General features: G+C 55.1%; 17 protein-coding genes. 1 reads left to right on the top strand and 16 read right to left on the bottom strand.

Going from position 1 to position 20,053, the window contains the following annotated elements:
- Positions 1-37: 37 nt before the first annotated feature.
- The 15 genes from cpsG to A8O29_RS07995 all read right to left on the bottom strand — a co-directional run bounded on the left by cpsG (position 38) and on the right by A8O29_RS07995 (position 15,755).
- Positions 38-1,408, bottom strand: a complete 1,371-nt coding sequence (gene cpsG / locus A8O29_RS08065) for a colanic acid biosynthesis phosphomannomutase CpsG (RefSeq protein WP_125354245.1) — start codon at positions 1,406-1,408, stop codon at positions 38-40.
- A gap of 148 nt (positions 1,409-1,556) precedes the next feature.
- Positions 1,557-2,993: a mannose-1-phosphate guanyltransferase gene (gene cpsB / locus A8O29_RS08060; RefSeq protein WP_125354246.1), complete on the bottom strand. Its 1,437-nt coding sequence runs from the start codon at positions 2,991-2,993 to the stop codon at positions 1,557-1,559.
- On the bottom strand, positions 2,993-4,234 hold the full coding sequence (gene wcaI, locus A8O29_RS08055) for a colanic acid biosynthesis fucosyltransferase WcaI (protein WP_125354247.1): 1,242 nt from the start codon (positions 4,232-4,234) through the stop codon (positions 2,993-2,995). Before wcaI ends, cpsB begins: the two co-directional genes overlap by 1 nt.
- Entirely contained in the window at positions 4,231-4,710 is a 480-nt protein-coding gene (locus A8O29_RS08050) for a GDP-mannose mannosyl hydrolase (protein ID WP_110509532.1), read from the bottom strand. The genes wcaI and A8O29_RS08050 overlap by 4 nt, the downstream gene beginning before the upstream one ends.
- 3 nt (positions 4,711-4,713) lie before the next feature.
- Positions 4,714-5,679 (bottom strand): GDP-L-fucose synthase, encoded by a 966-nt coding sequence (gene fcl, locus A8O29_RS08045; RefSeq protein ID WP_125354248.1) that lies wholly within the window; start codon positions 5,677-5,679, stop codon positions 4,714-4,716.
- A 3-nt stretch (positions 5,680-5,682) separates the two neighbouring features.
- Positions 5,683-6,804, bottom strand: a complete 1,122-nt coding sequence (gene gmd, locus A8O29_RS08040; protein WP_133461883.1) for a GDP-mannose 4,6-dehydratase — start codon at positions 6,802-6,804, stop codon at positions 5,683-5,685.
- A 16-nt stretch (positions 6,805-6,820) separates the two neighbouring features.
- A complete protein-coding gene (wcaF, locus tag A8O29_RS08035) occupies positions 6,821-7,378 on the bottom strand; it encodes a colanic acid biosynthesis acetyltransferase WcaF (protein ID WP_125354249.1) in 558 nt (185 codons plus the stop codon).
- Positions 7,379-7,393: 15 nt separating this feature from the next.
- The gene (wcaE, locus tag A8O29_RS08030; RefSeq protein ID WP_125354250.1) at positions 7,394-8,140 is read right to left on the bottom strand and encodes a colanic acid biosynthesis glycosyltransferase WcaE; all 747 of its coding nucleotides are present in this window, start codon (positions 8,138-8,140) and stop codon (positions 7,394-7,396) included.
- 15 nt (positions 8,141-8,155) lie between these two features.
- Positions 8,156-9,376 (bottom strand): colanic acid polymerase WcaD, encoded by a 1,221-nt coding sequence (gene wcaD / locus A8O29_RS08025; RefSeq protein WP_110509527.1) that lies wholly within the window; start codon positions 9,374-9,376, stop codon positions 8,156-8,158.
- The gene (gene wcaC / locus A8O29_RS08020) at positions 9,351-10,568 is read right to left on the bottom strand and encodes a colanic acid biosynthesis glycosyltransferase WcaC (RefSeq protein WP_125354251.1); all 1,218 of its coding nucleotides are present in this window, start codon (positions 10,566-10,568) and stop codon (positions 9,351-9,353) included. Before wcaC ends, wcaD begins: the two co-directional genes overlap by 26 nt.
- Complete coding sequence (gene wcaB / locus A8O29_RS08015) at positions 10,565-11,053, bottom strand: colanic acid biosynthesis acetyltransferase WcaB (protein WP_125354337.1); 489 nt, start codon at positions 11,051-11,053, stop codon at positions 10,565-10,567. Before wcaB ends, wcaC begins: the two co-directional genes overlap by 4 nt.
- Before the next feature lie 2 nt (positions 11,054-11,055).
- Entirely contained in the window at positions 11,056-11,898 is an 843-nt protein-coding gene (wcaA, locus tag A8O29_RS08010) for a colanic acid biosynthesis glycosyltransferase WcaA (RefSeq protein ID WP_110509525.1), read from the bottom strand.
- Between the two features lie 109 nt (positions 11,899-12,007).
- Positions 12,008-14,170 carry a tyrosine-protein kinase Wzc gene (wzc, locus tag A8O29_RS08005; protein ID WP_168713860.1) on the bottom strand — a complete coding sequence of 721 codons (2,163 nt, stop codon included), beginning with the start codon at positions 14,168-14,170 and terminating at the stop codon, positions 12,008-12,010.
- Positions 14,171-14,172: 2 nt separating this feature from the next.
- Positions 14,173-14,616 carry a low molecular weight protein-tyrosine-phosphatase Wzb gene (gene wzb / locus A8O29_RS08000; RefSeq protein WP_125354253.1) on the bottom strand — a complete coding sequence of 148 codons (444 nt, stop codon included), beginning with the start codon at positions 14,614-14,616 and terminating at the stop codon, positions 14,173-14,175.
- A gap of 5 nt (positions 14,617-14,621) precedes the next feature.
- Complete coding sequence (locus tag A8O29_RS07995) at positions 14,622-15,755, bottom strand: polysaccharide export protein (protein WP_110509522.1); 1,134 nt, start codon at positions 15,753-15,755, stop codon at positions 14,622-14,624.
- 663 nt (positions 15,756-16,418) lie between these two features.
- Here A8O29_RS07995 and A8O29_RS07990 point away from each other — a divergent pair.
- Complete coding sequence (locus A8O29_RS07990) at positions 16,419-18,005, top strand: TerC family protein (RefSeq protein WP_125354254.1); 1,587 nt, start codon at positions 16,419-16,421, stop codon at positions 18,003-18,005.
- 177 nt (positions 18,006-18,182) lie between these two features.
- On the opposite strand, the gene asmA is transcribed toward A8O29_RS07990, so the two are convergent.
- Positions 18,183-20,030 carry an outer membrane assembly protein AsmA gene (asmA, locus tag A8O29_RS07985; RefSeq protein WP_125354255.1) on the bottom strand — a complete coding sequence of 616 codons (1,848 nt, stop codon included), beginning with the start codon at positions 20,028-20,030 and terminating at the stop codon, positions 18,183-18,185.
- Between the last annotated feature and the right edge of the window lie 23 nt (positions 20,031-20,053).

Raw genomic sequence — 20,053 nt, 5'->3', positions numbered from 1 at the left:
AAAAGTGTCCCTCCCCCGCCCGGGAGAGGGTATGGGCTTATTGGTTCAGCAACGCCAGAATGTCCTTTGTTTTAGCTTCCATCAGCGACGCATCACCGCGCGACTCGACGTTCAGGCGCACCACCGGTTCGGTGTTGGACGAGCGCAGGTTGAAGCGCCAGTCTTCGAACGCCAGGCTGATGCCGTCGGTGCGGTCAATTTCCAGTGCGTGCTGCGAGAAATGCTGTTCCACGCGGGCAATGGCGCTGACCGGCTCGGCCAGCTTGCTGTTGATTTCGCCGCTCGCCGGGAACGCCGCCATGCGGTCACGCACCAGTTCGCCGAGGGTTTTACCCTTCAGGCACAGCAGTTCGGTCACCAGCAGCCACGGGATCATCCCGCTGTCGCAGTAGGCAAAATCGCGGAAGTAGTGATGGGCGCTCATTTCGCCGCCGTAGATGGCGTCTTCCTGGCGCATACGTTCTTTGATGAATGCGTGCCCGGTTTTCGACATCACCGGCGTGCCGCCCGCCAGATTCACTACGTCCACGGTGTTCCAGGACAGGCGCGGGTCGTGAATGATGCGCTCGCCAGGCTGTTTCTCGAGGAACGCTTCCGCCAGCAGGCCGACGATGTAGTAGCCCTCGATAAACTGCCCGTTTTCGTCGAACAGGAAGCAGCGGTCGAAATCACCGTCAAAAGCGATGCCCATATCTGCGACGTGTTCGATAACCGCATTGCGGGTGTCATCGCGACACTCCGGCAGCAGCGGGTTCGGAATACCGTTCGGGAAATTGCCGTCCGGGGTGTTGTGGACTTTTATGAACGTCACCGGCAGGTTCATTGCCTGGAAGCGGGCTTCCAGCGCGTCAATCACCGGGCCAGCGGCGCCGTTACCGGAGTTGATCACCAGCTTCAGCGGCTTGAGATTCGCCGTATCGATATAGCCCATCAGATGGTCGATATAGGCTTTTTGCAGGTCGATTTTCTGATAGCTGCCGCGTTTAGATTCAACTACCGGCGGGAAGTCGTTGGCTTCCGCCAGACGCTGCACGTCACGCAGACCGGTGTCGCCGCTGATGGGGCGCGCGCCTTCACGCACCAGCTTCATGCCGTTGTAGTCCATCGGGTTATGGCTGGCGGTGACTTCGATGCCGCCGTCCACGCCAAGGTGGAAGGTGGCGAAATAGATTTCTTCGGTCCCGGACAGGCCGATATCCAGCACGTCGACGCCCGCATCGCGCAGGCCTTTCGCCAGCGCCATCTTCAGCGTTTCACTGGTCAGACGCACATCGCCGCCGAGCACGATGGTTTTCGGTTTCAGAAATTCGCCGTACGCGCGGCCGATGCGCCAGGCGATGTCTTCGTTCAGCTCTTCGCCCAGCTTGCCGCGAATATCGTAGGCTTTAAAACAGGTTAATTCAGTCATGTTTTACCTCTTTTCAGGCAACAGTCAGCCCTGACCGGAATATGGCCAAAAAGTGTTTTGTCATTATTAGCCGGATGGCGCTTCGCTTATCCGGCCTACGGTGTTGTAGACCCGGTCAGCGCAGCGCCACCGGGCAAGGTCAAAGGTGTTACACGCGTCCGTAGCGATCCTGGAAGCGCACAATGTCGTCCTCTTCGAGGTACGATCCGGAGCGGACTTCAATCAGGTCGAGTGGGATCTTGCCGGGGTTTTCCAGGCAGTGCGTGGCCCCAAGCGGAATGTAGATGGACTCGTTCTCGCCAAGCAGCTTCACGTCGTCATTGATGGTCACCTTCGCGGTGCCCGCCACCACAATCCAGTGTTCGGCGCGGTGATGGTGCATCTGTACCGACAGCCCTTCGCCCGCCTTCACGGTGATGCGTTTCACCTGATAGCGTTCGCCGGAATCAATGGAGTCATATTTGCCCCACGGACGGTACACTTCGCGGTGAATGTGGTGCTCGTGGCGGCCGTCGGCCTTAATGCGCTCGACGACTTTTTTCACGTCCTGCACCGAATTACGGTCGGCAATCAACACCGCATCTTTGGTCTGCACTACCACCAAATCTTTGACGCCCACGGTGGTGACCAGGCCGGACTCCGCGTACACGTAGCTGTTTTCAGTTTTATGGCTGATAACGTCGCCGTGATGCACGTTGCCTTCGGCGGTGTGGTTACTGATTTCCCACAGAGAAGACCATGAACCCACGTCGCTCCAGCCCGCGTCCATCGGCACCACCACCGCATCGGCGGTGCGTTCCATCACCGCGTAGTCGATGGATTCTTCCGGACACGCGAGGAATGCCGCTTCGTCAACGCGAATAAAATCGAGGTCCGGGTCGACCACGCTCATCGCCTTTTCACAGGCTTGCATGATGTCCGGGCGGAATTTGGCAAGTTCTTCCAGGTAGCGACCGGCGCGGAACAGGAACATACCGCTATTCCAGTAATATTCGCCGCTGGAGACGTACGCCTGCGCGGTGTCGAGATTCGGTTTTTCAACAAACTGCGCCACGTTAAATGCCACGGCGTCTTTTTCGCCTGGGCAAACATCACCGCGGCGGATGTAGCCGTAGCCGGTTTCCGGCTGGTCCGGAACGATGCCGAAGGTCACCAGTTTACCGCTTTCGGCGTAAGGCACTGCGTCACGTACCGCATCGCGGAACGCATCTTCGTTCTGAATCACGTGGTCAGCCGCCAGCACCAGCATCAGCGGGTCGCCGTTTGGACAGCTGCGTTGTGCCGCCAGCGCTGCCAGGGCAATGGCAGGCGCGGTGTTGCGCCCTGCCGGTTCGAGAATAATGTTCTCGGTCAGCTTATCCAGTTTGCGCAGCTGTTCAGCGACGATAAAACGGTGCTGCTCGTTACAGATAACCACCGGGCTTTCGCACTCCACGCCGCTCAGGCGGTTAACGGTGGACTGCAGCATGGTCAGGTCGCCTTTCAGGCACAGGAACTGCTTAGGATAAAGTACCCGGGACAGCGGCCATAAACGGCTGCCGGAGCCACCGGCCATCACTACCGGAAAGAGTTGTGTCTGACTCATCATTTAACCCCGACGTCTTGAGAGGAAATATCAGCAATAAATTGTTTAAGCACGTTCGTTTTCTCGAGCGTGCGTTCGGCGTAATCGCCTGCAATCACGTTGTGATGCGGCATCAAAAGCGCCTGTTCGATACCGTCGACCAGCGCCGGAACCGATTCGGGCTCCACGCACACCGCGATACCCGGATGCGCATCGCACAGTTGGCCGAGTTCGGTCGTTGCTTCGGCGGTGATCACCGCGTTGCCACCGACGGCCAGAATGTTGGTCAGTTTCGACGGCAGTACCGCGTCCGCCGCGCCGCGTTTCTGGATAACCAGATGGCAGTCGGCCATTTTCAGCAGCGCGGGCAGCGCTTCGTAAGACTGCAGCGGGAAGAAGCGGACGTTGTTCAGGCCGCGTTCGGCGACACGTTTTTCCAGTCGCGCTTTGCCCCCGCCCTGCCCGACGATCACGAACAGCCACGGTTTGTCCTGCAACTGCTCGGCGGCGGCAACGACGTTTTCCAGCCCCTGCTTCTCACCGATGTTGCCGGAGTAGAGAATAATTTTTCGGTCTGCGGGCAGGCCAAGTTGCTCACGCAGGACAACGACCTGGGTCGGATTCACATCGCGAAAGCGCGCCACTTCGGACCAGTTCGGGAAGAAAATGACTTTCTCCTGCGCCACGCCTTTTTCCTGCGCTTTGTTCATCATTGAGCGCGAGATCGTGGACACGTTGTCGACGTTATGCAGGCCGCTACGCTCAAAACGGCTGGCGAGTTTCGCCACCGTGCCGCCTTCGCCTTTTCCGGCCATGCCCAGACCGAGCATCGCATCCACTTCATAATCCTGAATATGCAGCAGGGTGCGCGCGCCGGAGAGTTTCGCCAGCAGGCGCATGCCTGGGGTGCAAAACAGCGTCGGCACCACGCCGATAATGCGATCCGGCTTCCAGCGACGTTGCGCCATCAGCGGGAAAAAACTGCTCAGCGCAAAGCTGCCGAGGTGAATCAGACGCTTAAGCGTCGACGGCTGTTTCGGCACGTAAAGCGGGCAGCGCCAGACAGTAGCGGCCCCCTCTTCGCGACGATAGCGCCACGCGGAGTAGCGCTCGCCAATTTTCCATTCCGGGTAGTACGGCGGCGCCGTTATCACGCGCACGTCGTGCCCTTCCTGCGCCATCCACTCCACCATTTCACCGGTGTACTTGCCGATACCAGTGAGTTCGGGCGAATAGTTGATTCCGTACACTAAAATCTTCACAGGCCCGGCGCCTCCGCGCGTTTCTCTTCGAGGAAGTAAGCGCGACTGTTGTCGTGGACATTGTCCGCCGCCAGCAGTGCGTCCTGCGTCAGCCAGCGATAGTCGTTGTGCTGCGCAGTCGGCAGTTGCAGGCCATCAACGTCAACCTTCAGGCGGAATCCCAGCACCACGTAATGGGTGCTGAAATCGGTGCCGGAAAAATTGTCGTCATAGAAATGCTGCCAGACGCCGTAAAACTGGCCTGCCGACATCGGCAGGCGCAGGCCTAACTCTGCTTCGGTCAGGCGCATAAAGGCATCGGCGAGAGTTTCATCTTTCTGCACTCGCCCGCCCGGCACGAACCAGTAGCCCTGTGCCGGACGGTTATTACGTTTCCCGAGCAGAAATTCGCCCTGGGCATTCTCCACGACCAAATCAATCGAGATGAGCGGCGTCGAACGCACCACGGTGGCAAAATCTTCTGGCTTCAGAAACATGGTTTACCCCCGGAAGCGGTGCTGGTTCTCAAGGAACCACTGGTAAGTGCTGGCCAGACCCGCTTCCAGCGTCACCTCGTGATACCAGCCGAGCTGATGCAGACGCGAAACGTCCAGCAGCTTGCGCGGGGTACCGTCAGGTTTGCTGGCGTCGAACACCACGCGGCCTTTGTAACCGGTCACTTTGGCGAGCGTTTGCGCCAGTTCGCGAATGGTGCAGTCCACCCCGGTGCCGACGTTGATATGCGACAGCATCGGTTCAGTGTTTTCCTGCCATACCTCGCGGTCGAGTTCCATCACGTGAATGCTGGCCGCAGCCATATCATCCACGTGCAGGAATTCGCGCATCGGCGTGCCGCTGCCCCATACCACCACGTCAGGCGTGTTGTCCTGAGTCGCTTCGTGGAAACGACGCAGCAGCGCCGGGATCACGTGCGAATTGCTTGGGTGGAAGTTGTCATGCGGGCCGTACAGGTTGGTCGGCATCACCGAACGATAGTCGCGGTTGTACTGACGGTTGTACGATTCACACAGCTTGATACCGGCAATTTTGGCGATAGCGTACGGCTCGTTAGTCGCTTCAAGCGTGCCTTGCAGCAGCTCGCTTTCCGGCATCGGCTGTTTAGCCATCTTCGGGTAAATACAGGATGAACCAAGGAACAACAGCTTGTTCACGTTGTGCAGATGCGCGGCGTGAATAATGTTGCTTTCGATCATCATGTTTTCGTAGATGAAATCCGCCGGGAAGCTGTTGTTGGCGACAATACCGCCCACCTTCGCCGCCGCCAGATACACCTGGTCAATGCGTTCTTCTGCAAAGAAATCATTCACCGCTTTGCCGTCGAGCAGGTTCAGCTGGTCGCGGGTGCGCAGCACCAACTCCACATCACCGCGCTGTTCCAGCTGGCGGACGATGGCTGAGCCCACCATCCCGCGGTGGCCCGCCACGAAAATACGTTGTCTGGTCATGACTCAGGACTCCAGCGCGATGGCTACCTCGTAACCGTGAGCTTTAAGCAGGGAGTGTTTCTTCGCTGCTTCCAGATCGTTGGCAACCATCTCGGAGACCATTTCCTGCAGGGTGATTTCCGGTTTCCAGCCCAGTTTTTCGTGCGCTTTGGTCGGGTCGCCGAGCAGGGTTTCAACTTCAGCAGGACGGAAGTAGCGCGGGTCAACGGCAATCATCACGTCGCCTGGTTTCACGCCCGGTGCGTCGTGACCTGTAACAGAAACCACGATACCTTTCTCTTCTACGCCCGTACCTTCAAAGCGCAGTTTGATACCCAGCTGTGCCGCAGCCATTTCGACGAACTGACGCACGGAGTACTGCACGCCGGTCGCGATCACGAAATCTTCCGGGGTGTCCTGCTGCAGCATCATCCACTGCATTTTTACGTAGTCTTTTGCATGGCCCCAGTCACGCAGGGAGTCCATGTTGCCGAGGTACAGGCACTTCTCCAGACCCTGGGCGATGTTGGCAATCGCACGGGTGATTTTACGGGTGACGAAAGTTTCGCCGCGGCGTGGGGATTCGTGGTTAAACAGAATGCCGTTACAAGCAAACATGCCGTAGGATTCACGGTAGTTGACGGTGATCCAGTAGGCATACAGTTTAGCGACAGCATACGGAGAGCGCGGGTAGAACGGCGTGGTCTCTTTCTGCGGGATTTCCTGCACCAGGCCATACAGCTCAGAAGTGGACGCCTGATAGAAACGGGTTTTCTTCTCAAGGCCGAGGAAACGAATGGCTTCCAGCAGACGCAGGGTGCCCATCGCATCCACGTCAGCGGTGTATTCCGGAGACTCAAAGGACACAGCCACGTGGCTCATTGCGCCCAGGTTGTACACTTCGTCCGGCTGCACTTCCTGCAGAATACGGGTCAGGTTGGAGGAGTCGGTCAGATCACCGTAGTGCAGGTGGAATTTCGGGTTTGCAGCATGAGGATCCTGATAGATGTGATCCACGCGCTCAGTGTTGAATGAAGACGCACGACGCTTAATACCGTGAACTTCATAGCCTTTTTCGAGCAGCAGCTCTGCCAGGTAAGAACCATCCTGCCCGGTAACGCCGGTGATGAGTGCGACTTTTGACATGTTTATATTCCTCTACTTACAGGGAGTTAATAGTTTCAACGCGTTCGCGCGTCACCACTGCTGGATTGCCTCGGCAAATCATGTTTGCCGGTAGCGTTTTAAATACACTGCTGCGTGCGCCAACGACGGTGCCATCACCTATCGTCACGCCGGGTGCCACGAAAACATCCGTTGCCAGCCAGCATTTCTCGCCAATCACAATCGGCGTCGCGTTAATATCAAAATGCGCGCTCATATAATCGTGACTGCCGGTACATAAATAACACTTCTGCGATACCACTGAATTAGCGCCGATAGTAATGTCGCCCAGGGTATATAGCACCGCGTCATCGCCCACCCAGGCGTTGTCGCCGAGGGTTAATTTCCACGGGTACGTAATTTTTACCGAGGGACGAATAACTACGTTTTTTCCGATTTTTGCGCCAAACAGGCGTAATAAAAATGCACGCCAGCGGTAAAGTATTTGGGGTGACCAGGCAAATAACGTTGCCTGTACTGCCCACCATAATTGCACTTTAATACCGCCTGCTCCCCGGAAGCCTTTTGGCACCGAGAATCCGTTTAATTCCTGCATCATTTATCCTTATATTCAGGATTTGTTATATAAGGCTTTGGTCTTACCGGTCGTACGCAGGCGTAATAAATGAGAAAATTCTGCCCAAAAGCCCGGCACGCGTAATATCTGGCGCTGAACATTTTTAGCGTCTCGGCATAATTCCAGATTATTCGAGGTTGACACACCGCCCATCGAAAACTCTGACACCAGGCCTTTAATCCGTTTAAAGGAATAGCCTTCTTTATACATCTTCGCCGCCAGCGCATAATCGGATGACACGCGATATTGCAAATCGTACGGATAACGACGCAGCCCACTCACCGGGAAGAAAATAGCCTGATGGCTCGCCGGCAGGCTGTGATAAATATACCAGCCGGGTTTGGCGCTGCGGCGCACCTGATGGCCGTCTCCGAAATCAAGCATTGCATCGCCGATAACCATCGCGTTGTCTTTTTGCGCGTCGAGCTGGCGGACGCTTTTTGCTACTTCGGCATGGAACACATCGCCGGAGTTCAGGAACAGGGCGAAGCGACCGCGCGACATCTCGATGCCCTTGTTCATGGCGTCGTAGATGCCCTTATCCTTCTCGCTGATGTAACGTAAGTTATACTCACCGTTCAGGTTTTCCAGGAATTCTGCGGTGCCGTCTGCGGAACCACCGTCGACCACAATCCACTCAAATTCGATACTCGGGTCCTGCGCCAGATGAGCCAATGACGCCCAGGTTTTCACCACGCCTTCATAATTTCGAAATGCAACGGTAATCACACTTAGCAGCATTTATTTGACTCCTTATTAGCTGTCCGTCAGTCTCAGCGCTTTACGCAGAATAAATGGACACACAATTAAAAACGCATATTCCGGGCTAAAAATCGAACCGGTGAAAAACAGCGAAACCGGGAAAAACAGAAACAGCTGCACGCGGTAATTTTGGTTATTACCAAACGCGTTAATCATCATTTTTCCGACTTTCGACATATACCAGGCTGTCAGTAACACCGCGAACCAGGAGAAATAAATAATCAGCAGATACAACCCATTGTCTATTGTTTTCCCGACGTCCGCACCGTTAAAGATTCCGAATGATGCAACATATTCGTAAAGAGAACCGAAACGAACCACACCATCAATGTGGGTAAGGGAATACCCGACCATCACCAGCGGACCAATAATTCGGTAATAAGAGGATGAGCCTTCCGTTCCGAGATCGCCAAGGCGTTCCGAAATATACGGATAAGCAAATACCAGACCGACTAAAAAGACTGCTAAAGAAATGATCGCCAGGGGTAACTTCTTACTGATTGCTTCCTTATTCAGATACTGGAATGCCCATTCCAGCAAATAAAACAGGATAAATGTCATTACGCCGGAAAACGATCCTGAAAGCACTATCCCTGCCAGAATCATAGCATCGGTCTTAGGCGTTTTGATACCGAACTGTTTGATACTGAGCCAAATTGAGATTAATGCCAGGGCGAAGAAGGCAGGTTCGAAATATAAGGCAGTGGTTCGCTTCCCACCGAACTTGATAAAGTTCAGAACGTAGCTGTTACTGTAAATAAGATATTTCGAAATTATCTCCATCAGACTGCTGCCGCCGGTGAGGATAATCTGCGCCATTTCCAGTGCGGCAAGCATTACCACCAGCCCGACGACAACATAGAAGAAACGCAGGATTTTACGGTGATTGTGCGGCGAAATCGTTTTAAAGCGAATGGCCCACACCATGCCGATGATGATAACGATGTAGACGAACAGCATCGTGGAAGTGACGTATTTGCTGGCGTCGAGCGACTGACCAAACACATAGTTGAACAGTGTCAGCCCGGCTCCCGCGCCCAGCGCAATCATCAATTTCTTCAGGCTGATGCGATCCACGTAGAGCAGCAACAGCACCGGCAAAAAGGTCACGATAGTAATGGGGAAACTTTCGCCGAGCTGGACGATTTTGACGTTAACCAGCAGGTAGATTAACGGCAGCAGCAGATAGCTACAGATTCTGATAGAACGAGACATATTCCTCCAGCATCTGTTTTCCGCTGTACGCCTGGCGGCTGCGGGCGCGAAACGCATCGAGCGTGGTCGCAAAAATCGCTTCGGCAATCTGTGCTTTTGGCAGCTGAACCAGGGCCAGCACTTCATCAACGTTTACCGTGCGCCCGCCGGATTTCTCCAGCACTTCCTGGGCCGCTTCGCTTGGGGTCGCAATCACCGGCACCCCGATAGACAGCGCTTCGCACAGGATCAGCGGGTAGTTATCAACCCGCGAGCTGAACAGCAGCGCATCCAGCTGATTGAGTTCACTCATTAACTGACGCTTATTGGTCAGAAAACCGTGGTTAATGACGTTGCTGCCTTCAAACGGGGAGAACTTGCCGAAGGTGTGTACCTCAACGGCATCACCCAGCGCAATAATGTCGCGCACCAGCTGTTGATTGGTTTTGCCGTCGTAGCGCAGGTCATGGGCCACCACCGCAATTTTCGGTTTGCTGCCGGTCACGCTCTGCGGCGCCAGCTCCGCCAGAATGGCTTCGGTGGCGACGTCGATCCCGTTATTGATAATCTTGCAGTGCCCTTCCCCGTACAGACGATTAAAGGCGTCGGCCACGTGCTGGCTCGGGGATATAAACTGGCAGCCCAGGGCAATCATTTCGCGGAACAGCTGACGTTTGCCGTTCACCAGTTGGCTGGCGCGGTCGATTTTCACCGGCGGATAGTTGGTCAGCGTCGGGCATTTGCCGCAGCCATTTTTCCACTCTTCACAGCCGTCGAGAAACGCACAGCGACCGGTCACGCTCCAGTGATCGTGCAGCGTCCAGACGAACCGCACGTCGCGCTTGTGCTCTTTCAGCTTGTGACAAAAATCCACCACTTCTTCGAGGTTCAGCCAGTAGCTGTGCAGCACGTGGAAGTGCAACACTACTGGCCCGGACGTGCGGGTCACGGTACGATACAGATTGTTCAGATTGCCGAACACGTCGCGGTTAAACAGGCGAAACAGCGCCAGGTTTGCCATTGAAGTGACGCGTGCGGTTTGTTTGATGACGTTCGGATAGTCGTCGTGGCTGACGCTTTTCTTGCCGCCTTTGCCGTAACCGTAGACAAAGCGAGACGCCATGCCCTGTTGCAGCGCGCGCTGATGCAGATCGAGCGCCACGCCTGCCGCCCCGCCTTCCGCGAGACGCACGTTAAATTGCAGAATATTCATTTGATGACCTTTACCCGCGCTTTTTCACCCACCACCAGCGCGTTGTCCGGCACGTCGTCGAGAACGACGCTGCCCGCGCCGACGGTGACGTTATTGCCGATACGTATCTCGCCAATCATCACCACGTTCGCGCCAAGCTCTACGCCGTTGCCAATGACCGGGCAGGCCAGGCTTTGTGGGCCGCGGTTGCCAATGGTGACGCCGTGACGGATGGTGAAATCATCCCCCGCCACCACGAATTTATTGATGACCACGGCATAACCGTGGTGAATGGTGAAGCGACGGCCAATGGTGGCCGCGGCCTGAATTTCGTAACCGAACAGACATTCGGTGATGAAGCGGTACATCAGCAATACCGGGGCCGCCCAGATATTGTTAATGACGCTTTTCTTGCGCCACACCGAGCAGAAATGCGCGATGCGGTAGGCGATGACCATGCAGCATGGACGCAGGCTCCAGCTGTTTGCGCGTAAATCTTCCAGCAACATTATTTCCCCCGCAGGCCGTCGGCCAGACGTTTGCCGTTACGCACGGAGAGCAGTGTCAGCAGCGTGCGCCAGTTCATGCGCTTGTTGCGGATCTGGTACAGCGTGAACAGCTGGTACTTTTTGCTCGCGCGGTCGAATTTATCTTTGTGCTTACGGTAGAAATGGAAGTAGCCGGAGAATTTTTTCGGCGACGACGTAATCTGCATTTCACCGTGGTTGATATGCAGAATTTGCGTGGCGTCTTCCACTTTCCACGGCTCACCGTATTCAGTCACCATGCGCAGGAAAATGTCGTAATCCTGCGCCGCTTTCAGTTCGGTATCGAACAGGCTCTCTTTGAAGCGCCATGCCCAGCTGAACACCTGATTGCCGATGATGTTGCGCTTGAAAAACAGGGTGCGGGAATACGGTGATTTCGGGTACAGCGGCAAGCTCGCAGGCTGCGAATAGACTTCGCCTTCGCAGACATAATCGTTGGCGTACAGAAATGCGTGCGTTGTCAGTTGGTGTTTATGTTCGAGGAACACCGACAGGCGGTTGGGCGTCCATTCGTCGTCATCATCGATGCCGGTAATGAACTGGCCTTTGGCCTGCAAAATCGCCTGATTACGCACTGCACAGGCGCCCGAGTTAAAGTCGTTGCGGGTGTATTTCACGCGTGAATCGTTCAGGCCATCGACAAACTGCTGCAACTGTTCAAAGGAAGAGGAGCAGTCGTCGACAATCATCATTTCCCAGTGCGGATAATCCTGGCGAAGCACCGATTTAATGGCGCGAATCGCCAGCTGTTGCCGATTCCAGGTTGGCATATAAATGGAAATTAATGGGTTTCGTGTCGTCATTTTGTTCCCCGAATGGCGTTGAACCTTGCCCCTCACCCCGGAACGCTTCCCAAGGGGCAGGGTCCCCTCTCCCCTGTGGGGAGAGGGTTAGGGTGAGAGGCAAAGCACGTTATTTACTGTCTGACTTGTACTCGTACTCGTAGTAGCCGTAGTCCTGATAACCGGTGGCCCGACGGAAGATGGAGTTGAGGATCACCCCTTTGACGTGAATACCATTCTGCTCGAAGCGGCTGAGGCTGGTTTCCACCTCTTTCAGGGTGTTAACCGCATAGCGCGTGACCATCAGCGTGGTGCCCGCATGGCGACCCACGATCCCGGCATCGGTCACGGCCAAAATTGGCGGGGTATCGATAAGCACCAGGTCGTACTGGCTGCTGGCCCATTTCACCAGTTCCGCAAAACGGTCACTCATTAAGAGCTCGGACGGGTTCGGCGGTATCTGACCACGGGTGACCAGGTCGAAGTTGGTGATCGAGGTGCGTTTGGCACAGTTTGCAATCTCGGTTTTACCAACCAGCACTTCGGACAGGCCGTTGTCGTTGGTGGTGCCGAGCAGTTCGTGGGTGTAGCCTTTGCGCATATCGCAGTCGATCAGCAGCACGCGCTTGCCGGTCTGGCTAATCACCGCCGCCAGGTTGGCACAGACAAACGTTTTACCGATCGACGGGCTGACCCCGGTCATCATCAACACATTGTTGCTGGCCTGCATCATGGCGAAGTGCAGACTGGTTCGCAGACTGCGCACCGCTTCGATAGCGAGGTCGGTTGGGTTACCCACCGCCAGCAACTGGCTTTGCTTGTAGCGCCGTGTGCCTTTAACGGTTTTGACGTAGTCGCGCTTCTTCTGCCATTCAGACAGCGGAATGCTGGCGTAAACGTTGATGCCGTGGTCTTCCAGCACCTGTGGACTTTCAATCCCACGGTTAAACAGCGAGCGCAGCAGCACGCCAAGAATAGAAAGCATCAGGCCCAGAATGATCCCACCGAACACAATCAGCGCTTTTTTCGGCTTCAGAACACCTGGCTGAGTAATGGCGGAGTCCACGATGCGCACGTCACCGACGGTGCTCGCTTCCTGGATTTTCAGCTCCTGCTGTTTGTTCAGCAGCTGCATGTACACCTGCTGGCCCGATTCCACATCACGCGTCAGACGCACGATTTCCTGCTGAGTTTCCGGCATCGCGGTGATGCGTTTGTTGAGATTCGCCTTCTCGTCTTCGAGGGTTTTGCGTTTTTCCAGCAGCGTGCGGTAGGCCGGGTGGCGCTTGGTGTAGAGCTTGGAAATCTCAGCCTCGCTGAAGGTCAGCTGGTTAAGCTGCGCATCAATGTTGACCACCGAATCCAGTACCGATTTGGCCTCAAGCGACATATCCACCGAGTCTTTCTGCTGGCGATAGGCGTTGAGTTTGTTCTCCGCATCGTCCAGGTGAGTCCGCACTTCCGGCAGCTGTTTGGCGAGGAATCGCAGACTGCGTGACGCTTCTTCCGATTTACGCTCGACGTTTTGCGCCAGATAGTTCTGCGCAATGCTGTTGAGGATTTCACGGATTTGGTCTTTATCTTCGCCGGTGTAGGTCAGGCTCAACACGCCCGTGTCTTTACCGTTTTCCGTTACCGTCAGGTTATTTTGCAGGGTGTTGATCATCCCCAGTGTGGAGTATTTGGTGACGGTAAATTCACCGCCCTCCTGCGCATGGATGGCGCTCACCAGCAGGGTCAAGCCGGATTTGGTCAGCGGCTGGCCAACGGTACCGCGCGCACTGAAGCCGCCGTCGCTGGTCAGCTGGTAGCTGTTTGGCCCGAGCACTGCCAGGGTGAAGGTTTGTTCACGCATGCCCGCAGGCACGGTAAAGGTTTCAACGTTAACGCTCTCGTTGGCGCGGCCCATCAGGCGTTCCCAACCGGCACCAAAAATCGGCATCGTGTTTTTGGTAACGGCGATGTCCAGATTAAGGTCATCTACCGTTTTGCCGAGCACCATACGCGACTGAATCAGCTGAATTTCAGCGTCAGACGCGGGCGGCTTATTGCTGAGTGCCGAGTTTAAATCCTGCACCAACGAGCTGCTGGTATCCTGCTCAATCTGCACCAGTGCATCGGCGCTGTAGATTGGCGTCGCAAAAAGGGTATACACCACCGCAGCGGCAGCAAACACAGCGGTGATGCCGAGCACCCACCATTTGGCCTCCACCACCGTGCCGACCAGGCGGCCAATATCGATTTCATCACTGCCCGAAGCCTGCGGGAGCGCCTGTTTTACGTTATCTGTCATTGTTATCCCTGCTGTACTTTCAGTGCCTGCGCCCATTGAAGGGCAGACTGATCGAGTAAGTGGTAAACCGCTTCAAAAGCGTCGCGACTTTTGCGATAAGGATCGGGGATCTCACGCTCATCGTCCCAGTGGCCAAACAGCATCACTTTGCCGCGCATTTCCGGCGCGATTTCGCACAGCCGGGCAATGTGACGTTTTTCCATGGTCAGAATGAGATCGTATTCGCGGCACATCTTTCCGGAAATTTGACGGGCGCAGTGCCCGTCCAGGGAAATATTGTGAAGGGCAGCCACACTTGCGGCGCTGTCGTCTGCCCCCTTACCCACCAGTGCGCCGAGCCCGGCGGACTCCACGTCCAACGACGGAAGATAATTTTTCAGCAACCGCTCCCCCGTTGGGGAGCGGCAGATATTGCCGACGCATACCACCAGAATTTTGTTGAACATAATGGTTACCAGGTATGGATATCTTTCGCCGCATCCGTCATGTAGCGAACGCCACTGATGGTTGGCAGCAGTTGGTTGATGAGACGGTTCCAACGCGTGATCGGTGCGGTGGTGACATACACCACGTCGTACGGCTGCAGCGTGAAGTTGGTGGCCATGACCAGCGATGTCGCATCGGACATATCGAGCTGATAAACGTTGGCAATCTTGCCGCTCTTGTCGTTTTTCAGCGGACGAATCACGAAGATGCCGCTGGCGTTGGAGGCGGTCATATCGATACCTTCCGCCTGGCCCAGCGCTTCGGTCAGCGTCATGCCACTGAAGTCCATTTTGAGGGTGCTCTGTTTCTTCACTTCGCCCATCACGAAGACTTTGAGGTCATCGTTACGTGGCACGAACAGAATATCGCCCGGGTACAGCAGACGGTTCTGGCTGAGGTCACCGTTTTGCATCAGCGCCTGGAGGGAAATACGTTCTTCTTTACCGTTGTGCGTCAGCACGACGTTGCGCCAGTCGGCGAGGTCGGTCATACCGCCCGCGGAGTTGATCGCATCCAGCACGGTCAGCGGCACGTTAGTAATGGCCTGCTGACCGGATTTGTTCACCTGGCCGGACACATAGGCTTTTTGCGAACGGAACGCCGCCACATTCACATCAACCTGTGGGTCGGTGATATAGGTCGCCAGACGGCCGGTGATCATATCGCGGATTTCCGACAGCGTTTTACCGACGACCTGCACGCGGCCAATATAAGGATAGAAAATGGAGCCATCAGGCTGGACCCAGTTACCGGTATCGCTTGAGCTACGATACTGGCCGGCAGGCGTCGTTAACTCCGGGTGATCCCAGACGGTTACGCTGAGCACATCACCTGCGCCCACGCGATACTGATAATTGCTTAACTCCTGATCCAGGGACATGTTTGGCTGCGCAACGTTGGGACGCGGTCGCAGTTGTTCAATCAGTCGCGGGGTCAGCGGATAAACATTCACCATCCGGTCGATATCAAAATCAGCGTCTTGCTGTTTAACGACATCTTTTCCGAAGGTCGACATATTGCTGCCGGGAAGGACCGTGCAACCACTCATCAGGATTGCAGACACCAATAATGGCATCAATTTCAGTTGGGATTTCATCATTGATTATTTATCACTTTGGCAGAGAAATTATCCTGTGCGAATAAAACAAACCAGATTTCATTCCGGTCATTTACATTGAGCATGCCGTTAACCGAAACGAAATATAACTGGCATCATTCCTAAAAAAACGTTATCAATCCGCAAGCAGTTGACAGAATAATCGAGGCTGATTTAGCAACCATCAGGCACGCTACCGCCCTTGGCTTTCAGTTACCAATCTACTGTTCAATCATAAGGTTATAAGCAGTTACGGCGTTAAAGCAGACCGAAACAGAGAGACAATGTATAAAACAGCAAACATTCTCTTTCACCGCCGGGAATAAAGCGCGGATGAAATCTAATATTCATTTATACATTTCGATTGTTACAGCAATGCCAATTTCCGACAAGGTAACAACTCCTAACGCCATAGTTTTTAGGATAAATATTAAGAATGGTCGCTGACTTTTAGGATTATCTTCATATTGACTTTAATCCCCCATCAGACAGCCCGGTGAAATGGGCAGATTAATAAGAAATTAAATTAGTTAATAACAGAAACAATAGGGTTATATTATTAACCAACTACTTTTCATATTTAAGAATAAACTCAGGGTATATTGCAATTTGAGTCACCGTTAACCATGATCAGAATGTCTTGTCACAAAAGGTGTTAAACAACGTATGGAATGGATTGCCGATCCCTCTATTTGGGCAGGGCTTATCACCCTGGTGGTTATCGAGCTGGTGCTCGGGATTGATAATCTGGTGTTTATCGCGATCCTCGCGGAAAAGCTGCCGCCCGCGCAGCGCAATCGGGCGCGCATCACCGGGCTGATTCTGGCGATGCTGATGCGTCTGCTGCTGCTGGCGTCTATCTCATGGCTGGTCACCCTCACCCGCCCGCTGTTCACAGTGCGCGATTTGAGCTTCAGCGCGCGTGATTTAATTATGCTCGGCGGGGGTTTATTCCTGCTGTTTAAAGCCACGGTCGAACTCAACGAACGGCTGGAGGGGAAGGACAACGATGGCCCGACCCAGCGGCGAGGGGCAAAATTCTGGCCCGTGGTGGCACAGATTGTGGTGCTCGACGCGGTGTTTTCCCTCGATTCGGTAATTACCGCTGTCGGGATGGTCGACCATTTGCTGGTCATGATGGCGGCGGTAGTGATTGCCATCAGCATGATGATGCTTGCCAGCAAGGCGCTGACGCGCTTCGTGAACAGCCATCCAACCATCGTCATTCTCTGTCTGAGCTTCCTGCTGATGATTGGCTTTAGTCTGGTCGCGGAAGGTTTTGGCTTCTACATTCCGAAAGGCTATCTGTACGCGGCGATTGGCTTCTCGGTGATGATTGAGTCGCTCAACCAATTGGCTAACTTTAATCGCCGCCGCTTTTTGTCGGCGAACCAGAGCCTGCGCAACCGCACCACAGAAGCGGTTCTGCGCCTGCTGAGCGGGCAGAAAGAAGACGCCGAGCTGGACGCACAAACCGCATCCCTGGTGGCGGACAGTAAAGAAGAGCCGGTCTTTGACCCGCAGGAACGACGGATGATTGAGCGGGTGCTGAATCTTAATCAGCGCAGCGTCAGCAGCATCATGACCTCGCGCCATGATATTGAGCACATCGACCTCAGCGCGCCGGAAGCCGAAATTCGTGCGCTGCTGGAGAAAAATCAGCATACCCGACTGGTGGTGACCGGCGGTGATCACGATGAAGAGCTGCTCGGCGTGGTGCACGTCATTGATCTGCTGGCACAATCACTGCGCGGAGAGCCACTGGATTTACGGGCGCTGATCCGCCAGCCACTGGTGTTCCCGGAAGCGCTGCCGCTGCTGCCCGCGCTCGAACAGTTCCGCAACGCCCGCACGCATTTCGCCTTCGTGGTGGATGAGTTTGGCTCCGTTGAAGGGCTGGTGACGTTAAGCGACGTGATGGAAACCATTGCCGGGAATCTGCCGAATGAAGTACAGGAGATCGACGCCCGCCACGATATTCAGAAAAATGCCGACGGCAGCTGGACCGCGAACGGCCATATGCCGCTGGAAGATCTGGTGCAGTTTGTGCCGCTGCCGCTCGACGAAAAGCGCGAGTACCACACCATCGCCGGCCTGCTGATGGAGCATTTACAGCGCGTGCCGACCCCCGGTGAAAGCGTCGACGTCGATGGCTTTACCCTGAAAACGCTGCAAGTAGAAAATCATCGCGTCCAGCGGGTACAGATTTTCCCGCCGAGCACGGATGATAACGCCCTGGACTACGAAGTCTGAATAAAAAAGGCCTGGCATTTCTGCCGGGCTTTTTTTTAATTGTGACGGGGACTATCCCCTAAATAATTCGAGTTGCAGAAAGGCGGCAAAAGAGTGAATCCCCAGGAACTTACATAAGTAAGTGACTGGGGTTCATGAATGCAGCCAACGCGTCTGCAGCTTGAAGTATGACGGGGATTAGAGCTTGTCTAAGAACTTTTTGAGGTCCTTGCCCGACTGACTGTCCTGATTCTTATCGGCCCAGTCTTTCAGACGATCGCGGGCTTCGTTTTGCAATTGCTTACGCAGAACCTGGTCGACTTGCAGACTGTAGTTGAGCTCGGTCCATTTGCCGTAAACGCGCAGCGGGATCGCCGTCTCTTTCAGCATATCCACCAGCTTGCCCTCGCCCTGCCAGCCCTCGAGCACGCGCACGTTAAAGAGCATGTCGCCTTCTTCTTTGGCCAGGTCCAGAGAGCCTTTACCCGTCAGCGCCAACAGCGACGATTTACCGACCATGTTCTTGAGGGCCATCTGTCCGTTGTTTAACGTCATGTCGCTGGATAACTCATCCAGACGGGTGGCGCTGTCGAGATTCTCTTTCGCCTTCACGTGCGTGCTGCGTTCCACCGCCTGCTGAACCAGCTGCTGGAAGTTAAGGCCTTCGGTGCGGGAATCAAGCAGCGACAGCTTCGCCTTCCCTTGCCAACTGCGACGGAAGTTATCTGCATCAATTTTGTCGCCGCTGAACTCGCCGTCGAGGGAGAGTTTACCGGTGAGATTGATAGGGTAATCAAACGCCTTCAACAGCGAAGCAATCTGAATATTTTCAAGCTTCGGCTGGAAAGCCGATTTCGGCGTATCATCGCGTGCGTCGAGGCTACCCGGCAGCGACAGGGTGCCGCCGTCCAGTTTGCCCTGCAAGCCACTGACATTGAGTAAGCCGAACTGGTTGTCAGCCTGCACGTCGACGTCAGTGAAATTCATACCGCGCCACATCACTTGCGCAGCCTTAAGCTGCACCGCCGCGCTGAATCCACGCAGACCGCTGTAGTCAGGCTGGTTAGCGCTTTCGGCGATCACCGGGCGCTGCTGGCGCGACTGGCTCTGTCCCTGCTGGTTGACGCTGGAATTTGCTGACGGGTTGCTCTGGGAAAGCAAATTATCGAGGTTCAGTTTGTCGGAGTGAAGATTCAGCGTCCATTGCGGCTTATCGCCGAGCAACACGCTGCCTTCGCCGCCGAGAGAGCTGTCGTTGGCGGTCAGTTGCAGTTGTTTGAAACTGATGCGCTTCTGCTCCTCCTGCCATTCGGCCTGCAAAGAACCCTTCCCGCCAATGCCCTGCGGCGGAAGATCTGCGCCCTGGAGCTGCCAGTTAATCTGGCTTAGAGAGGCATTCAGCGCATGCGGATAATCGGCCGCATTCACCTTCGCGCTAAAGGAGAGATTGAGGTCACGCTGATCGCGGTTTACCCGCCCGGAGAAATCAACGTTAGCCAGATAATGATCGTCCTGCTCCATCTGCATTTTGATGTCACGGACGGTTATCTGCTCGTCGCCTTCATGCTGGAACACCAGCACGCTGTCTGCTACCTGCAGTTTGGCGATATCAAACGACCAGCCCCGGTCTTCCGGTGCCTGAGGCAGCGTATTTTCACGCGGAGGGACCGGCGCTTTGTTGTTTTTCACCGCTTCCGTGTTCGGCGTCAGCTCAATCACGGCGCCTTTCAGCATCACCTGATTAACCTGCAGCTGGTGAGAAAGCAGCGGGAACAGCGCCACATCAAGGCGCATATTATCGGCCTTGACTAACGGGGCATTGGCGCCCGGTTCGGTCAGCGTCATGCGGCCGGAAAGAATGCTGAGCTGAGGCCAGACGTGCCAGCGCAGCGGGCCGTCCAGTTTCAGTTGATAACCGCTGCGCGATTCCACCTGGCGCACCAGATAGTCGCGAAAATCATTCGGATTGACCAGCAGTACCAGCGCCGAAAGGCCGGCGACAATCACCACCAGCAATATCATCAGCGTTGTCAGAATTCGTCTCATGCTCTCTCCGACGTGTCAGTCAC

Origin of the sequence: Scandinavium goeteborgense, from assembly GCF_003935895.2 — a bacterium.
GTDB lineage: Bacteria > Pseudomonadota > Gammaproteobacteria > Enterobacterales > Enterobacteriaceae > Scandinavium > Scandinavium goeteborgense.
The sequence above is the reverse complement of the archived record's forward strand: the minus strand, read 5'-3'. Positions and strand labels throughout refer to the sequence as shown.

Coding starts and splice junctions, on each gene's coding strand:
- cpsG (WP_125354245.1), bottom strand. CDS start 1,408: ATGACTGAATTAACCTGTTTTAAAGCCTACGATATTCGCGGCAAGCTG.
- cpsB (WP_125354246.1), bottom strand. CDS start 2,993: ATGAGTCAGACACAACTCTTTCCGGTAGTGATGGCCGGTGGCTCCGGC.
- A8O29_RS08050 (WP_110509532.1), bottom strand. CDS start 4,710: ATGTTTCTGAAGCCAGAAGATTTTGCCACCGTGGTGCGTTCGACGCCG.
- fcl (WP_125354248.1), bottom strand. CDS start 5,679: ATGACCAGACAACGTATTTTCGTGGCGGGCCACCGCGGGATGGTGGGC.
- gmd (WP_133461883.1), bottom strand. CDS start 6,804: ATGTCAAAAGTCGCACTCATCACCGGCGTTACCGGGCAGGATGGTTCT.
- wcaF (WP_125354249.1), bottom strand. CDS start 7,378: ATGCAGGAATTAAACGGATTCTCGGTGCCAAAAGGCTTCCGGGGAGCA.
- wcaE (WP_125354250.1), bottom strand. CDS start 8,140: ATGCTGCTAAGTGTGATTACCGTTGCATTTCGAAATTATGAAGGCGTG.
- wcaD (WP_110509527.1), bottom strand. CDS start 9,376: ATGTCTCGTTCTATCAGAATCTGTAGCTATCTGCTGCTGCCGTTAATC.
- wcaC (WP_125354251.1), bottom strand. CDS start 10,568: ATGAATATTCTGCAATTTAACGTGCGTCTCGCGGAAGGCGGGGCGGCA.
- wcaA (WP_110509525.1), bottom strand. CDS start 11,898: ATGACGACACGAAACCCATTAATTTCCATTTATATGCCAACCTGGAAT.
- wzc (WP_168713860.1), bottom strand. CDS start 14,170: ATGACAGATAACGTAAAACAGGCGCTCCCGCAGGCTTCGGGCAGTGAT.
- wzb (WP_125354253.1), bottom strand. CDS start 14,616: ATGTTCAACAAAATTCTGGTGGTATGCGTCGGCAATATCTGCCGCTCC.
- A8O29_RS07995 (WP_110509522.1), bottom strand. CDS start 15,755: ATGATGAAATCCCAACTGAAATTGATGCCATTATTGGTGTCTGCAATC.
- A8O29_RS07990 (WP_125354254.1), top strand. CDS start 16,419: ATGGAATGGATTGCCGATCCCTCTATTTGGGCAGGGCTTATCACCCTG.
- asmA (WP_125354255.1), bottom strand. CDS start 20,030: ATGAGACGAATTCTGACAACGCTGATGATATTGCTGGTGGTGATTGTC.